Source organism: Rhodanobacter sp. KK11 (assembly GCF_033345435.1).
Classification (GTDB): domain Bacteria; phylum Pseudomonadota; class Gammaproteobacteria; order Xanthomonadales; family Rhodanobacteraceae; genus Rhodanobacter.
The window spans coordinates 316,364-325,389 of record NZ_JAWPMI010000002.1 but is presented as its reverse complement, the minus strand read 5'-3'; the positions used below and the strand labels follow the sequence as shown (position 1 = coordinate 325,389).

Below are 9,026 nucleotides of genomic sequence, written 5' to 3'. Positions count from 1 at the left end.
CTTCGAATGGCTGCACTGGTTCGCCTACGTGGCGTTCGCCGCCGGCTCGCCGCTGGCCTGGCTGGCGTGGAGCGGGCCGCTGCTGATGCTGCTGTTCCTGCGCTTCGTCAGCGGCATTCCCTACACCGAGGCGCAGGCGCTGCGCACGCGCGGCGAGGACTACCGCGCATACCAGCGCAGCACGCCAATGCTGTTTCCGTGGTTTCCCAAACGCTCCCGCGACCCGAGAACCGAACGATGAATACCGTTGCCCTGGACACCGCCGAACTGTCTCCCGACCGCGCCGCGCCCGGCGTGCTGGGCCTGGCCGAGCGCGGCCTGCTGCCCGACGCGCTGCTGCGCCTGGGCATCCGCCGGATGTGCGCCGAGCGCTTGCGCGAGGAACGCGCCGGCGGCGTGGCGGCGCAGGCCGAGCGGCAGGCGCGGCTGATCGAACTGCTGCGCCACAGCCCGGTGGCGATCCACACCGACGCGGCGAACGCGCAGCACTACGAGCTGCCGGCGGCGTTCTTCGAGCGCTGCCTCGGCCCGCGCGTGAAGTACTCGTGTTGCCACTACCCGCGTGGCGACGAGACGCTGGCCGAAGCGGAGGAGGCGATGCTGGCGCTGTACGGCGAGCGCGCGGAACTGGCCGACGGCCAGCGCATCCTGGAACTCGGCTGCGGCTGGGGCTCGCTCACCCTGTGGATGGCCGCGCGCTACCCGAACGCACGCATCACCGCCGTCTCCAACTCGCACGGCCAGCGCCACCACATCCAGGCGCAGTGCCGGCTGCGCGGCCTGGCCAACGTCCGCGTGCTGACCCGCGACGTGAACTCGCTGGAGCTCGCAGCCGGGCAATTCGACCGCTGCGTCTCGATCGAGATGTTCGAGCACGTGCGCAACTACCATCTGCTGATGCAGCGCATCGCCGGCTGGCTGGCGCCCGGCGGCAAGCTGTTCGTGCACATCTTCGCGCACCGCGAGCTGGCGTACCCGTTCGAGACCGCCGGCACGGACAACTGGATGGGACGGCACTTCTTCACCGGCGGCCTGATGCCGGCGGCCGATACCCTGCTGCACTTCCAGCGGGACCTGGCCATCGAGCAGCGCTGGCTGGTCGACGGCACGCACTACGAGAAAACCGCCAACCACTGGCTCGAGCGGCAGGACAGCCAGCGCGAGGAGGTGATGGAGATCCTGCGCGCCGCCTATCCGGAACATGCGGCGCTGTGGTTCCAGCGCTGGCGCATGTTCTGGATGGCCTGCGCCGAGCTGTTCGGCTACGCCGGCGGCCAGCACTGGCTGGTGGCGCATTACCGCTTCGCGCGGCCGTGATTCCCCATCTCTCACACCTTCGCCCGGAGCGACCATGAAACTTCCGAAGACCCTGCTGATGGCCTGCGCCATGCTGCTGAACGCCGGCGCCTGCGCCAGCGAGCTGCCGCCGATCGCCCCGGTGGCCCACGTCGACCTGCCCCGCTTCATGGGCAACTGGTACGTGATCGCCACCATCCCCACCCGCTTCGAAAAGAACGCGTACAACGCCGTCGAGGTCTACACGCTCAAGCCCAATGGCAACGTCGCCACCTCGTTCCACTTCCGCGAAGGCAGCTTCGACGGCGAGAAGAAGGACATCCACTCCACCGGCATCGTCAAACCCGGCAGCGGCAATGCGGTGTGGGGCGTGCAGGTGTTCTGGCCGCTGCAGGCGCAGTACGTCGTGGCCTGGCTCAACGACGACTACAGTCAGGTCATCGTGGCCCGCGATGCGCGCGACTACATGTGGGCGATGGCGCGCACGCCGACCATCGCGCAGGCCGACTACGACGCGCTGCTGGCGCGGGTGCAGGCGCTGGGCTACCCGCTGGAGAAGGTGCGCAAGGTGCCGCAGCAAGCGCCGCGGTGACGCCATAATCAGCCGCGCCAGGCAAGAAACCTCGCCGACGCGGGGCTTCTTCGTTCCGGCGAAGGCGCGATCTCATGAGCGCGCCGCGCCCTGCGGTAACCTTCCACGCTCGCAGGCCTATAGCTCAAACCCGACTTTCTCATCAAGCAGGGTGAGCGGACCTGGGTACTGGATACCAAGTGGAAGCTGCTTGACCAGGCCTTGGGTGGCACCAAGGATAAGTACGGCCTCAGCCAGTCCGACTTCTATCAGCTCTTCGCCTACGGCCACCGCTACCTACCCGCGGAAGGGCAGATGCTGCTGATCTACCCCATGACCCACAGGTTCCAGCAGCCGTTGCCGGTGTTCACCTATTCGCGGCATCTACACCTCCGGGTCGTGCCGTTCGATCTGCAGAACGATCGATTGGTTGAGGATCTGTCGCTGACGTCGGGCTTTTGGGTTGCACACACCGATGAAGTCGTTCAGTAGCACCAATCCATCATGATCCGTACACCGGAATCCTGATCACCATGTGACCACTGGTCGGAGTCGGCCACGAACGGCGTTCATCGCTCGGGTTAGCACCCTCCACCATGCACCACCGCCTGAACACCCGCCCCAGCCCTGCACGTCGCCACCACCTCGCCCTAACGCCGCCATGCGGATAGTGGTCCGCGACGGGTTGCAACGGCATGCCTGTCATCCCTCTTCATAAACGGAGTGACACGACATGAACAACGACCGTATCCAGGGCAACTGGAAACAGCTCACCGGCAGGATCAAGGCCAAGTGGGGCGACCTGACCGACGACGACCTGACCCGGGCCGAGGGCAATACCGAATATCTGGTCGGCAAGCTGCAGGAGCGTTACGGCATCGCGCGCGACGAGGCCAAGCGCCAGGTGCGGGATTTCGAGCGGACGCTGTAATCCCACCGGCATTGCGCGGGGTCGCTGCGGTTGCAGCGGCTCCGCGCGTCAGTCCTTCGGCGTAACCTGCGGCACGTCCTGCGAGCCTTCCTCGCGGTCGCGGTACAGCGCGGCGCGCACCAGCAGCATCAGGGTGATCGGGGTGGTCAGGGTGAGGAACACGCCGATCAGCACTTCATTGAAGATCGGCCGGCCGTGCAGCACCGAGAAGCAGGTGATCGAGGCGGCCAGCATGAAGAACGTGCCCAGCGTGGTGCCCAGGGTTGGCGCGTGCACGCGCTGGTAGAAATTCTTCAGGCGCAGCAGACCGAGCGAGCCGACGAAGGCGAACAGCGCGCCCAGCAGCATCAGCGCGGCGACGGTGACGGCCGCCCACGGCGGCAGGGCATCGAGGTGGTTCATTCGATCACCTGCCCGCGCATCAGGAATTTCGACAGCGCCACCGTGCTGGCGAAGCCGAGCAGCGCGATGACCAGGCCGGCCTCGACGTAGAGCATGCTGCCGCTGCGGATGCCGATGGTGAGCAGCAGGATCATAGCGTTGACGTACAGCGCGTCCAGCGCCAGCACGCGGTCCTGCGCGCGCGGGCCGCGCACCATGCGGATCAGCGAGAAGGCCATCGCCAGCAGCAGCAGGATCTGCGCCGCACGGATCGCCGCGTCGAGCAGTGCGTGGCTCATTGGAAAATCTCCAGCAGGGGGCGTTCGTAGCGCCGCTTGATCGAGTCGATCCAGCCGGCCTCGTCGACCAGGTCCAGCACGTGGATCAGCAGCACGTTGGCGCTGGAGTCGTAGCTGACCCAGATCGTGCCGGGGGTGGAGGTGATGATGCACGACAGCACGACCAGGCCGTAACGGTCGGTCAGCTCCAGCGGAATCGCCACGAAGCCGGAGTGCATCGGGCGCTTGTCGAACAGCACGATGCGCGCCACCGCGATGTTGGAGCGCACGATGTCCAGCACCACCCGCACAAACAGGCGCAGCAGCAGTGGGTAGTGGCGCAGGCGCGCCTTCGGCGGGTCCAGCAGGTCGAACAACCGGCCCAGCACGAGGCCGAACACGATGCCGAGCAGCACCGTGCCGGGCGCCCAGCTCTGGTTGAAGACCAGCCAGATCAGCGCCAGCAGCGCGGTGAGCAACGGATGCGGCAGCCAGCGGCGGATCACGGTGCGCCCCCCGCGCCGGGCAGCACCGCGTGGATGTAGTTGCCCGGCGCGTGCAGCTGGGCGGCGGTGTCGCGCAGGTAGTGCAACGGCCGCTCGGCCCAGCCCGTGAGCAGCAGGCACAGCCCCAGCAACAGCGCGATGGAGATGCTTTCGGTGAGACGCACTTTCGGAAAGATCCGCTCCGGCTCGACCCAGAAGATCTGGATGCCCGCGCGGCACAGCGCGATCACCGTGCAGAAACCGGCCGCCACGACCAGCGCGAACAGCACCCGCCCGCCGCCCGCCGCGTCATCGAGCATCGGCGCCAGCAGCGCGAACTTGGCCAGGAAGCCGGACAGCGGCGGCAGCCCCGCCAGCAGCACTGCGCAGGCCGAGAAGCTCAGGCCCAGCATCGCGATCGGTGCCGGGATCACCACGCGGCTCTCGTCCTCCTGCGCGTACAGGCTTTCGTTCGCGGGGACCTCGCCGGGCTGTTCGTACGGCTCCAGGCTCAGCGTGTCGTCGGTGTCGTCGTCGCCGTCGGAGGCGAGCAGGCCGACGACCAGGAAGAACGCGGCGATCGCCAGGGTGGAGATCACCAGGTAGGCCAGCGCGCCGGTGGTCACCGCGCTCTGCTGCAGGCCGATCGCGCCGAGCAGGGTGCCGGCGGAGATCACCACGTTGTAGCCGGCCAGCTTGCCGAGGTCGCGCGCGCCCAGCATGCCGATGGTGCCGGCCACCAGCGTAGCCATGCCGCCCCACAGCATCCACACGCTGCCGAAATGCGCCGAGGCGGGCCCGGCGCCGGCGCCGAACAGCAGCAGGCCGAGGCGCAGCAGCACGTAGATGCCGACCTTGGTCATCAGCGCGAACATCGCCGCCACCGCCGGCGCCGCGGCCGCGTAGGTGCGCGGCAGCCAGAAGCCGAGCGGCCACATCGCGGTCTTGATCAGGAACGCCACGCCGAGGATCGCCGCGCCCGCATGCAGCAGCGCGCGGGTGTGTTCGGGCACGTGCGGGATCAGCTCGGCCAGCGCCGCCATGTTCAGCGTGCCGGTGACGCCGAAGATCAGGCTGACGCCGAGCAGGAACAGCATCGAGGCGGCCAGGTTGACCGTGATGTAATGCAGCCCCGCGCTGACCCGTCGCGCGCCCGAACCGTGCAGCGCCAGCCCGTACGACGCGGCCAGCAGCACCTCGAAGAACACGAACAGGTTGAACAGGTCGCCGGTGAGGAAGGCGCCGTTCAGCCCCATCAGCAGGAACTGCAGCAGCGGCTGGAAGTGGCCGCCGCGATGCTGCCAGCGGCCCAGCGCGAACGGCAGCAGCGCCAGCGCCAGCACGCCGGTGAGCAGCACCATCAGCGCCGAGAGCCGGTCCGCCACCAGCACGATGCCGAAGCGCGCCGGCCAGTCGCCGATGCGGTAGACCGCCGTCAGCGCGCCGTCGGTGGACACCGCGTGCATCAGCGCGGCGCAGGCCAGCACCAGCGCCACGCACGAGGCGATGCTCAGTGCCAGCGCCGTGCGCCGGCGCTTCTCGCCGATCAGCAGCTGCAGCGCGGCCACCAGCAGTGGCAGCAGGATCGGCACGATGATCAGGTGCTGGCTCACGGCGTGCCGTCCTCGCCGTCGACGTGGTCGTTGCCGGTCAGTCCGCGCGAGGTCAGCAGCACGACCAGGAACAGCGCCGTGGTGGCGAAGCCGATCACGATCGCGGTGAGCACCAGCGCCTGCGGCAGCGGGTCGGCGTATTGCGCCACGTCGCCGGCTACCTCGTGCAGCACCGGATCGGCGCCGGTGCGCAGGCCGCCGATGGAAAAGATGAACAGGTTCACCGCGTAGGAGATCAGGGTCAGCCCGATGATGACCTGGAACGTGCGGGGGCGCAGCAGCAGCCACACGCCGGAGGCGGCGAGGATGCCGATGGCGGCGGCCAGCACCAGTTCCATCAGCCCGGCCCTCCCGTCTCGGCCGCCGCCTGGCGCGGACGGCGCAGCGACTGGTGCGCCAGCGCGATCAGCATCAGCACCGTGGCGCCGACCACCACGGCGAACACGCCCAGGTCGAACAGCAAGGCCGTGGCCAGCGGCACGCGGCCCAGCAGCGGCAGCTCCAGGTACTGGAAGTGGCTGGTCATGAAAGGACGTCCAAACACCAGCGAGCCCAGGCCGGTGAGCAGCGCCAGCAGCAGGCCGGCGCCGATCCAGCGCAGCGGCAGCACGCGCAAGTGCGACTCCACCCAGCGCGCGCCGCGCGCCATGTACAGCAGGATCAGCGCCACCGCCACGGTGATGCCGGCGACGAAGCCGCCGCCCGGCAGGTCGTGCCCGCGCAGGAACAGGTGCAGCCCGAACAGCAGGATCACCGGCGCCATCAGCTGGATGATCAGGCCGGGGATCATCAGGTAGTCGGTCAGCGAGTGACCCGCCGCGCGGCCGGGTTCGCCCGCCTCCAGCACCGTCTGCTGGCGTTGCTGCTCCGGTGCGCTGATGCTTTCGGCGGCCGGGCGGAAGCGGCGCAGCAGGGCGAACACGGTCAGCGCCACGATCGCCAGCACGCTGATCTCGCCCAGCGTGTCGAAGCTGCGGAAATCGACCAGGATCACGTTGACCACGTTGTGGCCGCCACCCTCGGCGTACGCGCGCTCGAGGAAGAAGCGCGAGATCGAGTCGGCCACCGGGTGCATCATCGCCGCATAGGCCAGGCTGGCCACGCCGACGCCCACCGCCATCGCGATCACGATGTCGCGGCGGCGGCGGAAGCGCTGGCGCCACCCTTCGGGCGCATAGCCGGCGATGCGCTTGGGCAGCCAGCGCAGGCCGAGCAGGATCAGGATGGTGGTGACCACCTCCACCAGCAGCTGCGTCGCCGCCAGGTCTGGCGCCGACAGCCACACGAAGCTCACGCACGAGACCAGCCCGGCGCCGCCGCTGAGCACCAGCGCGGCGAGGCGGTGGAACTTGGCCTGGGTCGCCGCGCCGATCGCGCAGGCCGCGCCGAGCAGCCACAGCAGGGCGAACGCCGGATCGATGCTGGACCAGCGCAGGTCGACCTCGAACGGCGCACTGGCCGCGGCCAGAGCGCCGGCCAGCAGGGCGAGCAGCACGATCCACAGCAACTGCGACTGCAGCCGCCGGCTCGGGTAGAGCCGTTCGATCCGCTGCGGCCAGTCCGCCGCGAACACCGCCAGTGCGCGCTCGAAGATCCGCTTGCCGCTGAAGCGGCTGGTCAGCGGTGCCGTCTCGATGGCATCGAAGCGGCGACGCAGGCTGGCGAACAGCAGGCAGCCGGCGACGAAGGCGAACACGCTCATCAGCAGCGGCGTGGTCAGGCCGTGCCACACCGCCAGGCTGTACGCCGGCGTGTCCGCGCCGAGCACCGCGCCGGCCGCCACCCGCAGCGTGGGCCCGATCACCTGCCCCGGCAACACGCCCACCAGCAGGCAGGCCAGCGCGAGAAAGCCGATCGGGAAGCGCATCCACAGCGGCGGCTCGTGCGGCTCGCGCGGCAAGTCGGCGGGCATGCGGCCGAAGAACACGCCGCGCACGAAGCGGATCGAATAGGTCACGCCGAACGCGCTGGCCGCCACCGCGATCACCACCGAGATCGCGTCCAGCAGCGGGCCCTGGCGCGCCGCCAGCGTCTCGGCGAAGAACATCTCCTTGGACAGGAAGCCGTTCAGCAGCGGCACGCCGGCCATCGCCGCGCCGGCCACCAGCGCCAGCGTGGCGGTGACCGGCATCACCCGGTACAGGCCGCCGAGCTTGCGCAGGTCGCGCGTACCGGCCTCGTGGTCGACCGCGCCGGCGGCCATGAACAGCGAGGACTTGAAGGTGGCGTGGTTGACGATGTGGAAGATCGCCGCCACCACGCCCAGCGTGCTGCCCAGCCCCACCAGCATGGTGATCAGGCCCAGGTGGCTGATCGTCGAATAGGCCAGCACGCCTTTCAGGTCCTGCTCGAACATCGCCGCGTAGGCGCCCAGGATCAGCGTGACCAGGCCCACCCCGCCGACGATCCACGACCACTCGGCGGTGCCGCCCAGCACCGGCCAGAAGCGCACCAGCAGGAACACGCCGGCCTTCACCATGGTGGCCGAGTGCAGGTAGGCCGACGCCGGCGTGGGCGCCGACATCGCCTGCGGCAGCCAGAAGTGGAACGGAAACTGCGCGCTCTTGGTGAACGCGCCGAGCAGCACCAGCAGCAGGGTCGGCGTGTACCACGGATGCGCGCGCACCGCATCGCCCGCGGCGAGGATCGTGTCGAGCTCGTAGCTGCCCGCGATGTGGCCCAGCAGCAGCATGCCTGCGAGCAGGCAGAAACCGCCGCCGGAGGTGACGATCAGCGCCATCCGCGCGCCGTCGCGCGCCGACGCGCCGTTGTGCCAGTAGCCGATCAGCAGGAACGAGAACAGGCTGGTCAGCTCCCAGAAGAACACCAGCTGGATCACGTTGCCGGACATCACGATGCCCAGCATCGACCCCATGAACGCCAGCAGCAGCGCGAAGAAGCGCGCCAGCGGATCGTCCGGCGACATGTAGTAGCGCGCATACACGCCCACCAGCGCGCCGATGCCGCAGATCAGCAGCATCATCAGCCAGCTGAAGCCGTCGACCCGCAGCACCAGGTCCAGCCCCAGCGAGCCCGCCCACGGAATGGTCTGGCGCAGCACCTCGCCGGCGAGGATCGCCGGGGCCAGCCACAACGAAAGCGCCAGCCCGAGCAGCGCGGTGCCGGTCATCAGCCAGGCGGCGCGATTGTGCCCGCGCTCGCGCATCAGCCACGTCACCGCGGCCGCCACGAAGGGCAGGCAGAGGATGGCGCTGGGAAGGGCGTGGTCGGGCATCGGTCACTGCGTTCGATGGAAGGATCGTCGGTGTCGCCCGTCACCGGGGCCATCGCCCGGCACTTCATGTGCACCGGCCCGTCCCGGACCACCGATGGATCCGGGCGCGCCGCACCGCGGGCCATCGTCGCGATCGCCCGCATGCGCTCACCTCAAGTCTGGGAGCGTGGCGGCAGCACCATCCGGACTCCTTGCCCGATTCTATCGTTCGCCGCGAGCGAGCGGCAACGACCATG

At 69.1% G+C, this 9,026-nt stretch carries 10 protein-coding genes and 1 pseudogene; 5 read left to right on the top strand and 6 right to left on the bottom strand.

Annotated elements, in window-relative coordinates; translation table 11 throughout:
- From R5H19_RS07835 to R5H19_RS07815, 5 genes and pseudogenes are all read left to right on the top strand, one after another.
- The coding region (locus R5H19_RS07835) for a DUF1295 domain-containing protein (RefSeq protein ID WP_318158433.1) at positions 1 to 241 on the top strand (241 nt) is incomplete at its 5' end.
- Positions 238 to 1,317, top strand: coding sequence for a cyclopropane-fatty-acyl-phospholipid synthase family protein (locus tag R5H19_RS07830; protein ID WP_318158432.1), 1,080 nt, complete (start codon positions 238 to 240; stop codon positions 1,315 to 1,317). The genes R5H19_RS07835 and R5H19_RS07830, both read left to right, overlap by 4 nt.
- Positions 1,318 to 1,351: 34 nt before the next feature.
- Positions 1,352 to 1,888 carry a lipocalin family protein gene (locus tag R5H19_RS07825; RefSeq protein WP_318158431.1) on the top strand — a complete coding sequence of 179 codons (537 nt, stop codon included), beginning with the start codon at positions 1,352 to 1,354 and terminating at the stop codon, positions 1,886 to 1,888.
- A gap of 135 nt (positions 1,889 to 2,023) precedes the next feature.
- Positions 2,024 to 2,359, top strand: a pseudogene (locus R5H19_RS07820) (hypothetical protein); the annotation flags it as partial.
- Positions 2,360 to 2,600: 241 nt separating this feature from the next.
- The gene (locus R5H19_RS07815; protein WP_318158430.1) at positions 2,601 to 2,798 is read left to right on the top strand and encodes a CsbD family protein; all 198 of its coding nucleotides are present in this window, start codon (positions 2,601 to 2,603) and stop codon (positions 2,796 to 2,798) included.
- 48 nt (positions 2,799 to 2,846) lie between these two features.
- Here R5H19_RS07815 and mnhG read toward each other — a convergent pair whose 3' ends face one another.
- Genes mnhG through R5H19_RS07785 form a run of 6 tightly spaced genes read right to left on the bottom strand, consistent with a single transcriptional unit; the run spans position 2,847 to position 8,790 of the window.
- A complete protein-coding gene (mnhG, locus tag R5H19_RS07810) occupies positions 2,847 to 3,200 on the bottom strand; it encodes a monovalent cation/H(+) antiporter subunit G (protein ID WP_318158429.1) in 354 nt (117 codons plus the stop codon).
- Positions 3,197 to 3,478, bottom strand: a complete 282-nt coding sequence (locus R5H19_RS07805) for a K+/H+ antiporter subunit F (RefSeq protein WP_318158428.1) — start codon at positions 3,476 to 3,478, stop codon at positions 3,197 to 3,199. The genes mnhG and R5H19_RS07805 overlap by 4 nt, the downstream gene beginning before the upstream one ends.
- The gene (locus tag R5H19_RS07800) at positions 3,475 to 3,963 is read right to left on the bottom strand and encodes a Na+/H+ antiporter subunit E (protein ID WP_318158427.1); all 489 of its coding nucleotides are present in this window, start codon (positions 3,961 to 3,963) and stop codon (positions 3,475 to 3,477) included. Before R5H19_RS07800 ends, R5H19_RS07805 begins: the two co-directional genes overlap by 4 nt.
- Positions 3,960 to 5,555, bottom strand: a complete 1,596-nt coding sequence (locus R5H19_RS07795) for a monovalent cation/H+ antiporter subunit D (RefSeq protein ID WP_318158426.1) — start codon at positions 5,553 to 5,555, stop codon at positions 3,960 to 3,962. Before R5H19_RS07795 ends, R5H19_RS07800 begins: the two co-directional genes overlap by 4 nt.
- Complete coding sequence (locus R5H19_RS07790) at positions 5,552 to 5,893, bottom strand: Na+/H+ antiporter subunit C (protein WP_318158425.1); 342 nt, start codon at positions 5,891 to 5,893, stop codon at positions 5,552 to 5,554. The genes R5H19_RS07795 and R5H19_RS07790 overlap by 4 nt, the downstream gene beginning before the upstream one ends.
- Positions 5,893 to 8,790, bottom strand: a complete 2,898-nt coding sequence (locus R5H19_RS07785; RefSeq protein WP_318158424.1) for a monovalent cation/H+ antiporter subunit A — start codon at positions 8,788 to 8,790, stop codon at positions 5,893 to 5,895. Before R5H19_RS07785 ends, R5H19_RS07790 begins: the two co-directional genes overlap by 1 nt.
- Positions 8,791 to 9,026 lie beyond the last annotated feature (236 nt).